Raw genomic sequence first — 16386 nt, 5'->3', positions numbered from 1 at the left:
CTCTCTCCAGGGTGACACCCCCGGCCCGGCTCAGTCGAACCAGCGCGACCGCGCCAGCTCGTCCGTCCGCGACGGGTCCTCCAGCAGCGCCGCCGCCTCGAACCGCCGCGACCAGGCGCCCGCGGCCCAGGCCAGGCCCGCCGCCACGCCCTCCAGGGTGCTGGCGTGCAGCACGCCGTCGGGGCCCAGGCGCCAGTCCAGCTCGATGCCGCCGACCACCAGCTCCTCGTGCTCGACGTACGTGGCCGGGGCGCCCGGCAGCAGCACGCGCACCCCCTCGGGCACCGCGCGCTCCTCGCCCTCGCCGGCCGGAACGGCCACCGGGAACACCTCGCTCACCCGTCGCACCTGCAACAGCTCGGCGAGGTCGGCGGCCCGGTCGGGGCGGACGGGCAGCAGGGGATGGCCCGCGGCCAGCGGCAGCAGGTCGGGGGCGTCGGCCACCAGCGCGTCGGCGGCGTCCACGACCCGTACGGCGTCGTCGACGACGGCCCGCAGCTCGTCGGGCAGCGTCACCTCGTCCGGGTCCAGCGCGGCCAGCGCCCCGTAGAGGCCGTGCAGCTGGGCCGGGGTCACCGGGCGGTCCGGGTCGGCGAGGCGGGCCAGCAGTTCGGCGGCGCCGCCGGGCTCGTCCAGCAGGGCGGTGACCGACGTCCGTACGCCGAGGGCGCGCAGCACCTGCTCGTCGGCCAGGTCGCCGGCGTCCGCGGCCTCGTACAGGCCCGCCAGCAGCGGGTCCGTGCCGGCGGCCCGCAGGCCGGCGGGGCGGCGCCCGTCGAGGACGGGGTGGCCCCGCAGCCACCACGCCGTGTACGGGCGGACGGACTCGGTGGTGCCGTCGGGCAGCAGCACCCGCACCGGCTGCGTCAGCGCGTCGCGCAGCGGCGGCACGGACAGCATGGCCAGGGCCTCGGGCCAGGCGTCGTCGTCGACGAGGTCGAGGTCGCGGACGGCGACGATCTCGGTGGCGACCGGCGGCACGGTGGTGTCCGGCAGCCCGTCGAGGACGTCCTCGCACCACACGTCGACGGCGTCGAGCAGGCCCACGTCGTCGGGCTCGGCGAAATCGCTGTCGCGCGGCTCCAGTTCGTCCGGGTCGAGGACGACGTCGGTGGCGCGGACCAGCGCGAAGCCGGCGAGCACGCCGACGGCGGTGAGCGGCTGCTCGCCCCAGCGCTCGGCCAGCGCCGCGTCGCACGCGGCGAGTTCGCCGGGCCGGATGACGCGTTCGAAGGCGCTGCCGGGCAGCACGAGCTCGCCGGCGGGCGCCAGTTCGCCGTCCTCGTCGGGCAGGGCGAGCGCGCCGAGCCACGGCTCGTCGCCGGGGGCGAGCCCGGCGTCGCGGACCAGCGTCAGGACGACCTCGGCCAGCGCGTCGGCGTCCAGGCCGCCGTCGTCCCCGTCGTCGTACCAGATCTCGTCCGCGTCGAGCGAGGCGGCGACGGCGGCGCGGATCTGCGGGGTGCGCAGCACGGCGCGCGGCGAGGCGGGCGTGGCGCCCAGCTTCTCCAGGAGCGGGTGGGCGGCCTCCGGGTGGACGACCTTCAGGCCGAGGCGGGACAGCCGCTCGGAACCGGTGAGGTCGGACGGCGGCAGCAGCACCTGGCGCGGGCCGACGGCGGTGCCGCGGTCGGCGAGCGGCACGGGCAGGCCGGTGAGCCGGTCCGGGTCGACGCCGGCCAGGCTGTCGTAGAGCCGCCACCACCACGACGGCGCGCGCTCGACACCGGCGAGACGGTCGACGACCTCGCCGAGCGGCACCCGGGCCACGCCCAGGGCACGCAGCTCCTGCCGCCGCTCCAGGCCGGCCGGCAGCAGGCCGGGGAACAGCTCGGCGAGCACGGCGACGGTGTCGGCACCCGCGCCCTCGACGATCTCGGCGTCGACGGGCCGCAGCGCGACGGTCCCGCCGTCCGGCTCCTCCCACGGGCCGGTGAGGGGCTCCGCGTCCGGGCCCGGCAGGTGGCGCGCCGCGTCGGGGCCCTCCGACCAGGGGATGCCCTCGATGCCGCCGCCGGGCGGCGCCGTGGGCTCCTCGCCCGCCGCACCGGCCGCCGTGGTGGCGGCGCTCGGCAGGAACGGCACGCGCGGCAGCCGCTCCAGCACCAGGCGGCGCAGCTCCGCGTCGAGCGCGCCCCGGCCGAGGGGCGCCGGTACGAGGTCGAGCGTGCCGGTGCTGACGGGGCGCCAGCCGCGCAGCAACGCCGCGTACGTGTCGGCGGCGCGCGCGGTGAGGAAGTCGGTGAGCGGGCCCGGCGCGGCGTGCCGGCGGGTGGGGTCGAGCGGGAAGCTCGCGATGAGCAGCGCGGGCAGGCCCAGCGGCTCGTCGGTGGGCGTGGGCGCGTGCACGACGGGGGCGGTTCCGGGGAAGGCGGGCGTGCCGTCGGGACCGACGGGAACGGCCCAGGTCACCGACCAGTGCGGGCGCAGCCGTTCCTCCACGGGCCGGTCGGCGAGCAGCGCCGCGTCGAGCCGGCCGCCGGCGCTCTCCACGCGCCAGCGCGTCGTGCGGCCGCCGCCGGCGGTGTCCTCGACGACGATGTACGCGCCTTCCTGGCGGCGCGTCAGCACGCGCGGGGCGGCGGCGCCGACCGTCTCGACGACGATCTCGGCGAGGCCGGGCAGGGCGAGCAGCAGGGCGTCGTCGACGGCGGCGAGCAGCCGCTCCGTCAGATCGGCGGCGGCGCCGTCGCGCAGCGGCAGGACGACGACGGTGTCGTAGCCCTCGGGCGCGCCGCCCTCGGCGGGCAGCGGCAGCCGCAGCAGGGGGACGTGGCCCTCACGGCGGCGGATCTCGTCGGCGAGGCCGGGGCTGCCGGCGGCCCGCTCGGCGGCCAGGTTCCGGGCCTCGGCGAGCGACCAGCGGACGCCGCCGGTGCGGCTGAGCACGGCGGGTTCGTCGCTGACGGCGAGGACGGCGGCGAAACCCACGCCGAAACGGCCGACCGCCGCTTCGGCGTCCTCCCGCTTGGCCGAGGCCCGCAACGTCGCGAGGGACTCGACACCCGCCGCGTCCAGGGGCGCCCCGGTGTTCGCGGCGGCGAGGGTGGCCGGGGTGCCGTTCTTCTCGTCCGCGGCGTGCAGGGTGAGGCGGAGCCGGCCGGGGACGCCGGCGCGGCGGGCCGCGTCGGCGGCGTTCTGCGCGAGCTCGACGACGAGCCGGTCGCGGTAGCCGCCGAGGGCGAGGTCCTCCTCGGCGTTGGCGTCCTCGCGGAAGCGGGCGGGCGACGCCGCCCAGGCGTCGAGGACGCCGTGGCGCAGTCGCGCGGTTCCGAACGGATCGAGTTCCGGGGCGGTCACGTCTGGGTCTCCTGTCCGCGGCGGTGCGAGGGCGCTGCGCTTGTGAACGTACAGCGCGGGCGGTGCCGCTGCGCGGAGGGGTGCCCCGGTCCCTCCCCCAGCTACCGCTGGGAGGTGCCCCCAACGGGCTGGATGTGGCCGAGGCCCCAGCCCTACGAGTGCCCCAGGTCCTCGTCCTCGGCCTCGCCCGCGCCCTCGCCCTCGCGCAGCGGGAGCTCGTCGACGAGCGTCTCGTCGATCACCGGCGGCGCCGGACGCGGCGGCTTCGGCATGACCGCCGCCTCCGAGTGCCCCCCGCAGCCGTACGCGAGCGACACGACGTGGCCGTCCGCGGGGCCGAACTCGTTGGCGCAGATGCCGAACGCCTGGCCGAGCGAGCCCCCGATCGGCACCAGGAAGCCGCAGGTCACGCAGGACGCCGGCGCGGCCTGGGCCATGGCCGTCTTCGGGCCGTGGCTCTCGTCCCAGCGGTCGGCGGCCGTGTGCAGGCCGTAGCGGGAGAGCACGCGCGCGCGGCGCATGCCCAGCTCCTGGGCGACCTGGGCGATGGAGCCGCGGGCCGGCGCGGCCGGCTGGGCGGCGGGCGGGCCGGCGGTGACGTCGGCGTCCTCGGCCTCCACCAGGTCGGCCATCTCCTGCGACACGGCCGAGTTCGGCGGCGGCTCGTCCGCGCCGGTGTAGCCGGGCTCCAGGCGCAGGTCGTCGGCCTCGGTGGGCAGGAGGTCGCCGGGGCCCATGTCACCGGGGCGGAGCCGCTCGCTCCACGGCACCCACTCGGGCGCGAGGAGCGCGTCGGGGCCGGGCAGCAGCACCGTCTCGTCGAGGGTGACGGCCTTGGCGCGGGAGGCGCGGGCGACGGTGACGGCCCAGCGCCAGCCGCGGTAGCCGGGGTCCTCGCAGAGGAAGTAGTGCGTGACGACACGGTCCCCGTCGGCGACGACCTCGACGTGGTCGCCGACCCTGCCGGGGTGCGCGGCCTCCTCGGCCGCCGCCCGGGCCAGATCGACCGCCTCGGCGCACAGGCGGTCCGGGGTACGGCTTCGCATCGCAGCACTCACAAGAATCGATTCTCTCTTCCACGCCGTCTCACGAGTGCGCCAGCCGAACGGTCAGGGCTGCGGACGGAGCGGACCGGGGGACCGCGTCGACGTCCGCGCCCGGACGGCCCCGGGCACACCTGTCATCACCCATTCTGCGGGATCGGGAGCCGGTGCGCGGCCAAGAGCGACGGCCGGTGGCGCGCTACGCACGCTACCCCGCGCGGCGCCCCGGGGTATACCCGGCCTTCCGGTGCGGCCGTCCGGGCCCACCGGTGCGGCCGTCCGGGGCCGCCGTCCGTGCCATGGCCCGATGTCATGCCCGGCTCCGGTTGGGGCAGTATGAGCGGCGTGGGAGGCTTCCGGTCAGGCGAGGGCGGCCGGCTCCGCCGTGCGGCCCGGAGCGCGGGCCGTGCGCTGCGCGCCCCCGTGGCCGGTGCGGTGCGCGGCGTACGCCGGGCGACCCACGCGCACGGCGCCGGCGAGTCGGGCCTGGCCAAGCTGATCGAGCTGCACGCGGTCAATTCGGCGGGCGACATGCTCGTGACGGTCGCGCTGGCCTCCACCGTGTTCTTCGCCGTCCCCACCGACCAGGCGCGCGGGCGCGTCGCGCTGTACCTGGCGGTGACGATGGCGCCGTTCACCCTCCTGGCCCCCGTCATCGGCCCGCTGCTGGACCGGCTGCCGCACGGCCGGCGCGCGGCCATGGCGGCCGCGATGCTGTCCCGCGCGGTGCTGGCGCTGACGATGTCGGGCGCGGTGGCCACGGGCGGCCTGGAGCTCTATCCGGCGGCGCTGGCGGTGCTGGTGGCCTCCAAGGCGTACGGGGTGGTGCGCTCGGCGGTCGTGCCGCGGCTGCTGCCGCCACGCATCTCCCTGGTGAAGGCCAATTCCCGGGTCACCCTCGGGGGGCTGCTGGCCACGGGCCTGGCGGCCCCGCTCGGCGCGGGGCTGCACCAGATGGGCCCGGCCTGGCCGCTGTACGGCGCGTGCGTGGTGTTCGCCTGCGGCACGTACCTGTCGTTGTCGTTGCCGCACAAGGTGGACTCCGCCAAGGGCGAGGCGCGGGCCCGCCTCACGTCCCCCGACCACCACCGCTCCCGTATCCGCACCCACCCCCGTACGGCCCGGAGGCGCAGGCGCCCCGCCCGTCCCAAACCCGGGCTGCGCACGGTCGGCGCGTCCGTGCTGCACGGCCTCCAGGCCAACACCGCGCTGCGCATGCTGTCCGGCTTCCTCACCTTCTTCCTGGCCTTCCTCCTCCGCGTCCACCCCATCGGCGGGCTGGGCCCGGTGGTCTCCCTCGGCCTCGTCGCGGTCGCGGCGGGCGGCGGCAACGCGCTCGGCACGGCCATCGGGGCGCTGCTGCGCTCGCGCGGCCCGGAGAAGACGATCGCGCTGGCCCTGACGGCGACCCTGGCGACGACGGTCGTCACGGCGGTGCTGTTCGGCCCGTTCTTCGTGGTGGTCGTGGCGGCCGTGGCCGGCATCGCGCAGGCGCTGGGCAAGCAGTCGCTGGACTCCCTCATCCAGCGGGACGTGCCCGAGGAGGTGCGCACCTCGGCGTTCGCCCGGTCGGAGACGCTGCTGCAGATGGCGTGGGTGGTGGGCGGCGCCATCGGCATCGTGCTGCCGCTCAACGGCGTCCTGGGCATGTCGGTGGCCTCGGCGGTCCTCGCGCTGGGCGTGCTCACTGCCGTACGGGGGCTGCTGGCGGCCGCCCGACGCGGCTCGCCGCACCCGCGCGTGGCCTGAGCGGGGACGCCCGATAGCCTGCCCGCATGACCGTTGCGATTTTCCGGGGCAAGCGCCGCCGTGCCGCTGCCGCCGTCGGTGCCGTGGCCTTCGGGCTTGTCGCCCTGTCCGCCTGCGACAAGCCGACGCCGCTGGCGACCGTGACCGTCGGCTCGACCACCAAGACCGCCGAGGCCACCTGCTACAACGACGGCGACGCCCTCCCGGGCAAGAAGGTCGAGTCGTGCCTGAAGGACGGCGAGGGCACCAACGTCATCAAGGTCTCGCCCGACGAGAAGATCCGCTTCGGCGTGGACCCGAAGATCGCCGACAACGGCTGGACCTTCCTGCTCAACGGCCAGATCGTCGACCAGGAGCCGTACAAGAAGACGTACCGTTCCTTCCCGGCCGGGGCCCTGTTCCGCAACCAGATGGGCGCCGACTCCCCGAAGGCGCAGATCAGCTTCGTCGAGACGGGCAGCGGCAAGGCCCTCGGCGTCTGGAACTTCACGCTCGAGCGCGACTGACGCCCCGCCGCCCCGCCATGACTGCCACCCCGCGCGTCCTCGTCGTCACCGCCGTACCGGCCGAGGCGGACGCCGTGACCGCCTGCGCCGGTGGTGCAGGGGTCCAGGGGCCCGCCGGGGAGCTCGTGCTGCCCGCCGGGCTCCGGGTGCGCCGTGTGCTGCCCGGGGGAGCGTCCGGGCCCGTCCTCGACGTGCTGGCCGCGGGCGTGGGCCCGGCGGCCGCCGGGGCCGGCACGGCGACCGCGCTGACGGCCGCCGCGCTCGCCGGCGACCCGTACGGCCTGGTGGTCTCCGCGGGCATAGCGGGCGGCTTCCCCGGCCGCGCGCCGCTGGGCGCCGTGGTCGTGTCGGAGGCGCTCGTCGCCGCCGACCTGGGCGCGCAGGCCCTGGACGGCGGCTTCCTGTCCGTCACCGACCTGGGCTTCGGCCATACGGTCCACCGGGCGCCCGAGGGCCTCGTACGGGCCGTCGCCGCCGCCACCGGGGCGCTGACCGGCGACGTGCTGACGGTGGCCACGGCCACCGGCACCGCCGCCCGCGCCGCCGAGCTGGCGGGCCGCCACCCGCGCGCCCTGGCCGAGGCCATGGAGGGCTTCGGCGTCGCCGAGGCCGCCGCCGCGCACGGCGTGCCGGTGCTGGAGCTGCGGGCCGTCTCCAACGCGGTGGGCCCCCGCGACCGGGCGGCCTGGCGCATCGGGGACGCCCTGGCGGCGCTGACGGAGGCGTTCCGGGCGCTGGGTCCCGCTCTCGTCCCCGAACCGAATCAGCCGGCTCAGCCGACTCAGCCGACTCAATCGACTCGACCGACGGAGGTCACCCGGTGAGCGAGCCGGTCCGCATCGCGTACTCGCCCTGCCCCAACGACACGTTCGTCTTCCACGCCTGGGCGCACGGCCTCGTGCCCGGCGCGCCGGAGCTCGACGTCACGTTCGCGGACATCGACGTCACCAACGGCATGGCCGAGCGCGGCGAGCTCGACGTCCTCAAGGTGTCGTACGCGGTGCTGCCGTGGATCCTCGACGAGTACGCGCTGCTGCCCTGCGGCGGCGCGCTGGGCCGCGGCTGCGGGCCCCTGGTGCTCAGCCGCGGGGCCATGACGCCGGCGGACCTGGCGGGCCGCACGGTGGCCGTGCCCAGCGAGCGCTCGACGGCGTACCTGCTGTTCCGGCTGTGGGCCGCGAGCGAGGTGCCGGGCGGCGTGGGCAAGGTGGTCGTGCTGCCCTTCCACGAGATCATGCCCGCCGTGCGGGACGGCCGGGTGGACGCCGGCCTGGTGATCCACGAGGCCCGCTTCACCTACCCCGGCTACGGGCTGACCTGCCTGGCCGACATGGGCGCGCACTGGGAGGACACCACCGGGCTGCCGATCCCGCTGGGCGCCATCGTGGCGAAGCGGTCGCTGGGCGCGGAGAAGCTGCGGGCCCTGGCGGAGGCCGCCCGCACGTCGGTACGGATGGCCTGGGACGACCCGGAGGTGTCCCGGGCGTACGTGCTGGAGCACGCGCAGGAGATGGACCCGGCGGTGGCGGACCAGCACATCGGGCTGTACGTCAACGAGTTCACCGCCGGCCTGGGCGAGGACGGCTACGCCGCGGTGCGCGGCCTGCTGACACGTGCGGCGGCCGAGGGGCTCGTACCGCCCCTCGGCCCGGACGCGCTCGCTTTCGTCTGACGGTTTTGTCTGACGATATGGGGAGCTGACCGGAGGTCAGACGTCCAGCTGGTCGGCGACCGCGCGCAGCATGTTGGCGATCTTCGCGCCGTGGGCCTTGTCGGGGTAGCGGCCGCGCTCCAGCTGCTGCGTGACGTTCTCCAGGAGCGTGGTGAGGTCCTGGACGATGGACGCCAGCTCGTCGGGCTTGCGGCGCTGCGCGGCCGCGACCGACGGGGTGGGCTCCAGAACGGTCACCGAGAGGGCCTGGTCGCCGCGCTGGCCGGCGACGACGCCGAACTCCACGCGCTGGCCGGGCTTGAGCGTGTCGACCCCGTCCGGGAGTACCGAGGAGTGCACGAAGACGTCTCCGCCGTCGTCGCGGGAGAGAAAGCCGAAGCCCTTCTCGCTGTTGAACCACTTGACCTTGCCGGTAGGCACGTCTGTCCTCGTCCTCGTGTCTCGTCGGATACCAAAACAGCGGGTCGCAAGACCCGCTGACCCAAGGCTAATGGTCCCGGGCCCGGTGACAAGACGTCCTCGGGCCGTAGCTTCACCGGCCCTTTCCCGTCACGCGGGCGCCATACCGGCGCCCTACCGCCGTCGCACCGCCGACCAGGGATCTACCCTGGTCGGGTGAGCAACGAAACGCCCCGGGCCGGGGATCTGCTGGTACGGACGGGTGCCGTCGTCTTCCTCGTCGGCGCGGTGGCCACACTGGCGACGGTCGCCCCTCTGTTCCTGGGGGCGGAACCGCTGCCCCCGGTGGCGTACTTCGTGTGCATGCTGATGGGCGCCGGCTTCCTCATCTCCGCGGCGGGCGTGCTGCGCTCGGTCGCCGAGCAGCGCCGCCGGGCGCGGGCGAGCAGCTCGCCCTCCGCGTCCTAGGCGGGTACCCCCGCCGTCGTACGGTGGCCGCGCAGCCAGGCCGGGAAGTCCGGCAGCCCGCCGGCCAGCACGACGTCCGCGCCGGCCGCGCGCAGGGCGTCCGCGCCGTACGGGCCGGTGGGTACCGCCACGGACAGCGCGCCGGCCGCCTCCGCGCCGCGCACGTCGCCGATGTGGTCGCCCACGTAGACCGACGCGCCGTGCTCGCGCAGCGCGAGCGCCTTGGCCTCCGCCCACAGGTCGCCGACCAGCGCATCGGGCTCGATGCCCAGGTGGTCCAGGTGGAGCCGCGCGTTCCGGGGGTTCTTGGCGGTGACCACGACGGCCCGGCCGCCCAGCGCCCGCACCGCGGCCACGGCCTCCCGGGCGCCCGGCATGGCCGGGGACGGGGCGATGCCGTGCTCGGGGTAGGCGGCCAGGTAGACCGCGGCGGCCTCGGCGACCCGCGCCTCGGGGAACCAGTGGCGCAGCTCCTGGGTGAGCGGCGGCCCGATGCGGGTGAGGACCAGGTCGACGTCGATGTACGTGCCGGTGGTGGCGGCCAGTGCCTCGTAGGCGGCCCTGATGCCGGGCCGCGAGTCGACCAGGGTCAGGTCCAGGTCGAAGCCGACCGTGAAGAGCGCACTCATGCCCCGCATTGTGCCGGGTGCGCCTGCCGGGCCGGACGGGGGTGCGTGCGCGGGGCCCCCGCCTACCCCGGCCGCCGGGCCCGCCACAGCACGAACGCCGCCGACGCCACCGCCGCCGCACGGACCACCACCGGCCACGTCTCCGACAGCGCCGCCCCCAGGCCGCCCTGCGGTATGGGGTCGCCCCAGCGGCCCTCCGTGCGGCCCCACAGCCAGGTGATGCCGGCCAGCGCCGTCAGGCCGGGCACACCCATCACCGCCCACTGCGACTCGCGCTCGGTCAGCCGGCGCGTGATGTAGGCGAGGCCCCAGCCGGCGAGCAGCACCAGCCAGTTGCCGATGACCGCGCCGGCCACCAGCAGCGCCGCCACCAGCAGGAGCAGCGGGCTCATCGGCACGCCGGCGCGCGAGCGCCAGAAGCTGAAGCGGGGCGCGCCGGGCTCCTTGCCGTCCTTGTCCTCCCGCGCCCCCTTGCCGACCGGGGTCCCCGTGCCGCCGGCCGCCGGGACGGCCCCCGTGGCCGGCGGGGGCGCCGCGCCGTCCGCCACCACCGTCTCCGGACGCGGCGGCCGCAGCATGTCGGCCACCTCGATGCCGCCGGTGAAGCCGTGCACCCGGTCCCCGCCCGACAGCGGCCCCGGCTCGATGCGCCACCACTCAGGGTCACCGCCACCCGGCGGGCGCAGTTCCTCCTCCGGCGCCAGGTGCGGCGGCAGCGCCCCGCCGTCCGCGGGCGCCCGGCGCTGGGCCGGCACCCGGCCCCCCGCCTCACTGCTGCCGCTGCCGCCGCCGGCCAGCACCGCGTCCGCGCCGGCCACCGCCTCCGCGGGCGTACCGAAGCCGTCGAGGATGCGCCGCACCGCCGCCGGGTCGTCGGCCCCCTCCGCGGCGCGCCGCCGCTCGATCTCCGTCCGCAGCCGCGTCACCAGCCGCATCCGGTCCCCGGACGTGAGCGACTGTCTCTGGGCGATGTCCCCGACCCTGCTCAAATAGTCGTAGATCAGTTGATCGCTCTCGATCCCCACCAAAGCCCCCTGGGCCGCCCGAGCCGTCGAACCGTCGAACCGTCGCCAACCCCACCGAAGGTACCGGCTCCGCCCCGCGCCGGTCCCGGGCGCGCCCGGAAGCGCCCGGCGCGGCCGCGCACCCCGGACCGGCCCGCGCCGACCCGGTACCGTTAGCAGAATGACCACGTCGCGGGAGACATCTCGGGAGACAGGCAGCACCACCGGCACCACGGCCGGCGGCGGGCCCCGCACGCTCGCCGAGGAACTGCGCGGGCGCCCCGACGAGGCCCTCGCCGCCCTGCTGCGGGCGCGCCCCGACCTGCTCACGCCCGTACCGGGCGACCTCACGCAGCTCGCCACGCGCGCCGCGACCCGTGCCTCCGTGGTCCGTGCACTGGACCGGCTGGACCGGTTCGCCCTCCAGACCGCCGAGGCCCTGGCCGTGGCCCCCGACCCCTGCACGTACGGCACGCTGGCCCGCCTCATGTGCGGCGACCGCGCCGACTGCACCGAGGACGGGCCGCGCGTGGCCGCCGAGCTGCCGCGCGCCGTCGCCACCCTCCGCGAGCAGGCCCTCGTCTGGGGCGGCGAGGACCGGCTCCGCCTCGTCCGCACCGTCCGCGACCTGCTGGCCCCCACCCCCGGCCGGCCCTCCCCCACCGGGCTCGGGCCGAGCGTCGCCGAGGCCGGCGCCGGCATGTCGCCCGGCCGCATCCAGGAGATCATCACCACGGCGGGGCTGCCCGGCACCCACGACCCGGTGACGGCCGTCGCCGCCCTGACGGCGCTGTTCGAGGACCGTACGCGCATGGCGGCGCTCCTCGACCAGGCACCGGCCGAGGCCATGGACGTCCTGGACCGGCTGGTGTGGGGCCCGCCGCACGGCACCGTCACCGCCACGCCCGCCCCGCACCTGCGCTGGCTCCTCGACCGCGGCCTGCTGCTGCCCACCGCCCCCGGCACCGTCGTCCTGCCGCGCGAGGCCGCACTGCATCTGCGCGCCGGGCGCGCGCACCGCACGCCCGAGCCGGCCGCCCCCGAGCTCGCGCCCCTGACCCCGCACACGCCGCAGACCGTCGACGCCACCGCCGCCGCCCAGGCGTTCACCGCCCTGGCCACCGTCGAGGAACTCCTCACCGCCTGGGAGACCGACGGGCCCCTGGTACTGCGCGCCGGCGGCCTCAGCGTCCGCGACCTCAAGCGCACCGCGACCACCCTGGACGTCCCCGAGACCACCGCCGCCTTCTGGGCCGAGCTCGCCTACGCGGCCGGACTGCTCGCCTCCGACGGCGACGTCGACGAGCGCTACGCCCCCACCCCCGCGTACGACGACTGGCTGCGCCTGCCCACCGAACAACGCTGGGCCCGCCTGGCCACGGCCTGGCTCGCCACCACCCGCACCCCGGGACTGGCCGGCGAGAAGGACGCCAAGGGCCGCACCCTCTCCGCGCTCGGCCCCGACCTCGACCGCTCCCCCGCCCCCGAGGTCCGCCACCGCGTCCTCACCCTCCTGGGTGAGGTCCCGGCCGGAGCCGCCGTGCCCGCCGACACGCTCCTGGCACGGCTGCGCTGGGAGCGCCCGCCGCGCACCACCGGCGGCGGCGAGGACCTGCGCGCCCGCCTCGCCCGCTGGGCGCTCGCCGAGGCCGAACTGCTCGGCGTCACCGGCCGCGGCGCCCTCGCCGCCCACGGCCGGGCCCTGCTCACCGGCACCGAGGACGCCGCGGCCGCCACCCTCGCCCCGCTCCTGCCGCAGCCCCTCGACCACGTCCTGCTCCAGGCCGACCTCACCGCCGTCGCCCCCGGCCCGCTGCGCCGCCCCCTGGCGCAGACCCTCGGCGTACTCGCCGACGTCGAGTCCAAGGGCGGCGCCACCGTCTACCGCTTCACGCCCGCCTCGGTACGGCGCGCCCTGGACGCCGGACAGACCGCTGCCGACCTGCACGCCTTCCTCGCCGCGCACTCCACCACGCCCGTGCCGCAGCCGCTGGCGTACCTCATCGACGACGTGGCCCGCCGCCACGGCCACCTCCGCGTCGGCGCCGCCTCCTCGTACGTCCGCTGCGACGACGAGGCGATCCTCGGCGAGATCCTCGCCGACCGCCGCTCGGCCCCGCTGCGGCTGCGCCGCCTCGCCGGCACGGTCCTGGCGGCGCAGGCCGCCCCCGACGCGCTGCTCCAGGGCCTGCGCGCCATGGGCTACGCCCCCGCCGCCGAGTCCCCCGAGGGCGACGTCCTCATCACCCGCGCCGAGGCCCGCCGCACCCCGCCCCGCACGGCACCCGCGCCGGTCCCCGAGGGCCCGCCCGCCCCCGACGCGCCCCTCCTGACCGCCGCCGTCCGCGCCGTCCGCGCCGGCGACCTGGCCGCCACCGCCGAACGCAAACCCCCCGCCCACACCCCCGACGACCGCACCCCGGGCGCCCTCCCCCGCACCACCAACGCCGAGACCCTGGCCACCCTCCAGGCCGCCGTCCTCACCGGCACGGCCGTCTGGATCGGCTACGTCAACGCCGAGGGCGCCGCCAGCCAGCGCGTCATCGCCCCGATCCGCGTCGAGGGCGGCTTCGTCACGGCCTACGACCACACCGCCGACGAGGTCCGCACCTACCCCCTGCACCGCGTCACGGGGGTCGCGGAACTGGCGGACGACGTGGTCTGACCAGGTCGTACGACGGACGTGTGACACACGCCCCACGCCCAGGGCCCGCGATGCGCGACACTGGTGGTTTGACCCCGGCACACTGCGGAGGACCGAACAGGTGAACGGCGGACCCCTCATCGTCCAGAGCGACAAGACCCTGCTCCTGGAAGTGGACCACGAGCAGGCCGACGCCTGCCGTCGTGCCATCGCGCCCTTCGCCGAGCTGGAGCGGGCGCCCGAGCACATCCACACCTACCGGGTGACACCGCTGGGGCTGTGGAACGCGCGGGCCGCCGGGCACGACGCCGAGCAGGTCGTCGACGCCCTCGTCACGTACTCCCGGTACCCCGTGCCGCACGCCCTGCTCGTCGACGTCGCCGAGACCATGGCGCGCTACGGGCGGCTGCGGCTGCTCAAGCACCCCACGCACGGGCTGGTGCTGGAGAGCACCGACCGGCCGGTGCTGGAGGAGATCCTCCGCTCCAAGCGGATCAAGCCGCTGGTCGGGGCGCGGCTCGACGACGACACCGTGGCGGTGCACCCCTCCGAGCGCGGCCAGATCAAGCAGACGCTGCTCAAGCTGGGCTGGCCCGCCGAGGACCTGGCCGGGTACGTGGACGGCGAGTCGCACCCCATCGAGCTCGCCGAGGACGGCTGGGCGCTGCGGCCCTACCAGCGGCAGGCCGTGGAGGGCTTCTGGCACGGCGGGTCCGGCGTGGTCGTGCTGCCGTGCGGCGCCGGCAAGACGCTGGTGGGCGCCGGGGCCATGGCCAAGGCCAAGGCGACCACGCTGATCCTGGTCACCAACACCGTCTCGGCCCGCCAGTGGAAGCACGAGCTGGTGCGCCGCACCACGCTCACCGAGGACGAGATCGGCGAGTACAGCGGGACGCGGAAGGAGATCCGCCCCGTCACCATCGCCACGTACCAGGTGCTCACCACGAAGCGGAAGGGCATCTACCCCCACCTGGAGCTCTTCGACTCCCGCGACTGGGGCCTCGTCGTCTACGACGAGGTGCACCTGCTGCCGGCGCCCGTCTTCAAGTTCACCGCCGACCTCCAGGCCCGGCGGCGGCTCGGCCTGACCGCCACGCTCGTGCGCGAGGACGGCCGCGAGTCGGACGTCTTCTCGCTCATCGGGCCCAAGCGGTTCGACGCGCCGTGGAAGGAGATCGAGGCGCAGGGCTACATCGCGCCCGCCGACTGCGTCGAGGTCCGCGTCAACCTCACCGACTCGGAACGCCTGGCCTACGCCACCGCCGAGGCCGAGGAGAAGTACCGTTTCTGCTCGACCACCGACAGCAAGCGCCGCGTCACCGAGGCACTGGTCCGCCGCCACCAGGGCGAGCAGACGCTGGTCATCGGCCAGTACATCGACCAGCTGGACGAGCTGGGCGAGCACCTGGGCGCGCCCGTCATCAAGGGCGAGACCAGCAACGCGCAGCGGGAGAAGCTCTTCGACGCCTTCCGGGCCGGCGACCTGTCCGTGCTGGTCGTGTCGAAGGTGGCGAACTTCTCCATCGACCTGCCGGAAGCGACGGTCGCCATCCAGGTGTCGGGCACGTTCGGCTCCCGCCAGGAGGAGGCCCAGCGGCTGGGCCGCGTCCTGCGCCCCAAGGCGGACGGCCACGAGGCGCGCTTCTACTCGGTCGTGGCCCGCGACACCATCGACCAGGACTTCGCCGCCCACCGGCAGCGCTTCCTCGCCGAGCAGGGCTACGCGTACCGCATCGTCGACGCCGACGAGCTGATGGCGGGCGACGAGACCGGGTGAAGTCCGGTACGCCCGGGGCGCACTGGGTACCCTGACGGGTGAATCGACGGACGCATTCACGCCAGGGCGCGCGAGCACGCGCGCGCCGGGCAGCAGCACGGTCAGGAGAGCGGCGTGCCTCACCACGAGATCTACGAGGTGCTGTACACCGAACCGGCGGCCCGCGACCGCGACCGCCTCGACCCGGTGCGCCGGGCGTCCTTCGACAAGGCGGTCGAACTCCTCGCCCGCGACCCGTACACCGAGCTCTCCCGCCCCATCGGCCTGGGCGAACACGACCGCGAGATCCGGCTGACGTCCCAGATCGTGGCCGAGTACATGGTCTCGCGGGGCCGGCTGCTGCTGGTGGTGCTGCGCATCTTCGACGACGCGGATGTGCTGTTGCCGGAGGGGTGAGTCCGGGGCGGCTCAGCCCACGGGGTTGTTGAAGGCGGCCGGGCACAGGATCGCGGCTGCCACCGCGAGCAGAGCGACGACGGCCCGCGCGTCCCGGTGCTTCCGCTTCGACGGCAGCGCCCAGGTGACGACCAGCAGCACCACGGCGGCCAGCCCCGCGCCGAGGCCCACGGCCTGCGCCTGGCCGAGAGACCGCTTCAGCGCCTCGCAGTCGTCCGGGCCGCAGCTGTCCAGGGCCATGGGCGAGAGGCCGTAGCCCATCAGGCCGATGAACAGCAGCGGCAGGACCACGAGGGCGGTGAGGAGGCGGACGCCCCAGCCGTGGGACCCGGCGGCGGGGTCGTGCTCGGGCTCGGTGCCCGCGGTCTCGGCCATGTCGGCGGCGGCGTTCGTCGTCATGCCCCCCATCCCACAGCGGGCAGCGTCCCGGCCGCACCGGCCGGCGTACTCGTCCCCGTCTGGGCGCAGCTACTCAGTTACTCGGTGCTCCCGCTCACTGCTCCGGTATCCCGTCCGTGTACTGGCCCAGGAGGGCCACGCTCACGACCGCCCCGGCGAAGACCTTGATCGCGCGGAGGGCGTGGGCGAAGGGGGATTCCGTGGCGGCGTGCTGCTCGGGGGAAACGGTGGCGGTGGTCATGTGTCCATGGTCGGGCGCCCCGCGCCGTCGCACATCGCTCTGGCGGCCCAATTGCGCAGGTCACCGCGTACGACTCCAGGCGCATTCCTCCCCTACGGGAGGTGGATGCCAACCCTGAGAGCCTCCCCGGGGCGCGACGGGCGCGCGGAAAAATCGTTC

The 16386-nt window shown here is 76.0% G+C and carries 15 protein-coding genes; 8 read left to right on the top strand and 7 right to left on the bottom strand.

What is annotated here, in order from left to right; genetic code table 11:
* Positions 1-30: 30 nt before the first annotated feature.
* Positions 31-3300 (bottom strand): sacsin N-terminal ATP-binding-like domain-containing protein, encoded by a 3270-nt coding sequence (locus tag IE305_RS15010; RefSeq protein WP_190130057.1) that lies wholly within the window; start codon positions 3298-3300, stop codon positions 31-33.
* Between the two features lie 152 nt (positions 3301-3452).
* Complete coding sequence (locus IE305_RS15005; protein WP_190130056.1) at positions 3453-4346, bottom strand: DUF3027 domain-containing protein; 894 nt, start codon at positions 4344-4346, stop codon at positions 3453-3455.
* A 342-nt stretch (positions 4347-4688) separates the two neighbouring features.
* Here IE305_RS15005 and IE305_RS15000 point away from each other — a divergent pair, with 342 nt between their 5' ends.
* Genes IE305_RS15000 through IE305_RS14985 form a run of 4 tightly spaced genes read left to right on the top strand, consistent with a single transcriptional unit; the run spans position 4689 to position 8270 of the window.
* Positions 4689-6092, top strand: a complete 1404-nt coding sequence (locus IE305_RS15000) for an MFS transporter (protein WP_373311632.1) — start codon at positions 4689-4691, stop codon at positions 6090-6092.
* Positions 6093-6118: 26 nt separating this feature from the next.
* Complete coding sequence (locus tag IE305_RS14995) at positions 6119-6598, top strand: DUF2771 domain-containing protein (RefSeq protein ID WP_190130054.1); 480 nt, start codon at positions 6119-6121, stop codon at positions 6596-6598.
* A gap of 17 nt (positions 6599-6615) precedes the next feature.
* Positions 6616-7422, top strand: a complete 807-nt coding sequence (locus IE305_RS14990; protein WP_190130053.1) for a futalosine hydrolase — start codon at positions 6616-6618, stop codon at positions 7420-7422.
* Positions 7419-8270 carry a 1,4-dihydroxy-6-naphtoate synthase gene (locus IE305_RS14985; protein WP_190130052.1) on the top strand — a complete coding sequence of 284 codons (852 nt, stop codon included), beginning with the start codon at positions 7419-7421 and terminating at the stop codon, positions 8268-8270. The genes IE305_RS14990 and IE305_RS14985 overlap by 4 nt, the downstream gene beginning before the upstream one ends.
* Before the next feature lie 36 nt (positions 8271-8306).
* On the opposite strand, the gene IE305_RS33680 is transcribed toward IE305_RS14985, so the two are convergent.
* A complete protein-coding gene (locus tag IE305_RS33680) occupies positions 8307-8690 on the bottom strand; it encodes a cold-shock protein (RefSeq protein ID WP_190130051.1) in 384 nt (127 codons plus the stop codon).
* Between the two features lie 195 nt (positions 8691-8885).
* Between IE305_RS33680 and IE305_RS14975 the strand changes: the two genes are divergently transcribed.
* Complete coding sequence (locus IE305_RS14975; protein ID WP_190130050.1) at positions 8886-9137, top strand: hypothetical protein; 252 nt, start codon at positions 8886-8888, stop codon at positions 9135-9137.
* On the opposite strand, the gene IE305_RS14970 is transcribed toward IE305_RS14975, so the two are convergent.
* Both IE305_RS14970 and IE305_RS14965 read right to left on the bottom strand, forming a co-directional pair.
* Positions 9134-9766, bottom strand: a complete 633-nt coding sequence (locus tag IE305_RS14970; RefSeq protein WP_373311630.1) for an HAD family hydrolase — start codon at positions 9764-9766, stop codon at positions 9134-9136. The two genes, IE305_RS14975 and IE305_RS14970, sit on opposite strands and share 4 nt — an antisense overlap.
* A gap of 62 nt (positions 9767-9828) precedes the next feature.
* Positions 9829-10791 carry a hypothetical protein gene (locus IE305_RS14965; protein ID WP_190130048.1) on the bottom strand — a complete coding sequence of 321 codons (963 nt, stop codon included), beginning with the start codon at positions 10789-10791 and terminating at the stop codon, positions 9829-9831.
* A gap of 160 nt (positions 10792-10951) precedes the next feature.
* Between IE305_RS14965 and IE305_RS14960 the strand changes: the two genes are divergently transcribed.
* From IE305_RS14960 to IE305_RS14950, 3 genes are all read left to right on the top strand, one after another.
* On the top strand, positions 10952-13435 hold the full coding sequence (locus tag IE305_RS14960) for a helicase-associated domain-containing protein (protein ID WP_190130047.1): 2484 nt from the start codon (positions 10952-10954) through the stop codon (positions 13433-13435).
* 100 nt (positions 13436-13535) lie between these two features.
* A complete protein-coding gene (locus IE305_RS14955) occupies positions 13536-15191 on the top strand; it encodes a DNA repair helicase XPB (protein ID WP_190130046.1) in 1656 nt (551 codons plus the stop codon).
* A gap of 114 nt (positions 15192-15305) precedes the next feature.
* Entirely contained in the window at positions 15306-15587 is a 282-nt protein-coding gene (locus tag IE305_RS14950; RefSeq protein ID WP_190130045.1) for a type II toxin-antitoxin system RelE family toxin, read from the top strand.
* Positions 15588-15599: 12 nt separating this feature from the next.
* Here the strand turns inward: IE305_RS14950 and IE305_RS14945 are convergent, their stop codons facing one another.
* Entirely contained in the window at positions 15600-15986 is a 387-nt protein-coding gene (locus IE305_RS14945; protein WP_190130044.1) for a hypothetical protein, read from the bottom strand.
* Positions 15987-16080: 94 nt separating this feature from the next.
* A complete protein-coding gene (locus IE305_RS14940) occupies positions 16081-16227 on the bottom strand; it encodes a hypothetical protein (RefSeq protein WP_190130043.1) in 147 nt (48 codons plus the stop codon).
* Positions 16228-16386 lie beyond the last annotated feature (159 nt).

It is taken from the genome of Streptomyces mashuensis, from assembly GCF_014654785.1.
Lineage (GTDB): Bacteria > Actinomycetota > Actinomycetes > Streptomycetales > Streptomycetaceae > Streptomyces > Streptomyces mashuensis.
This window is presented reverse-complemented; position numbering and strand designations above follow the sequence as displayed.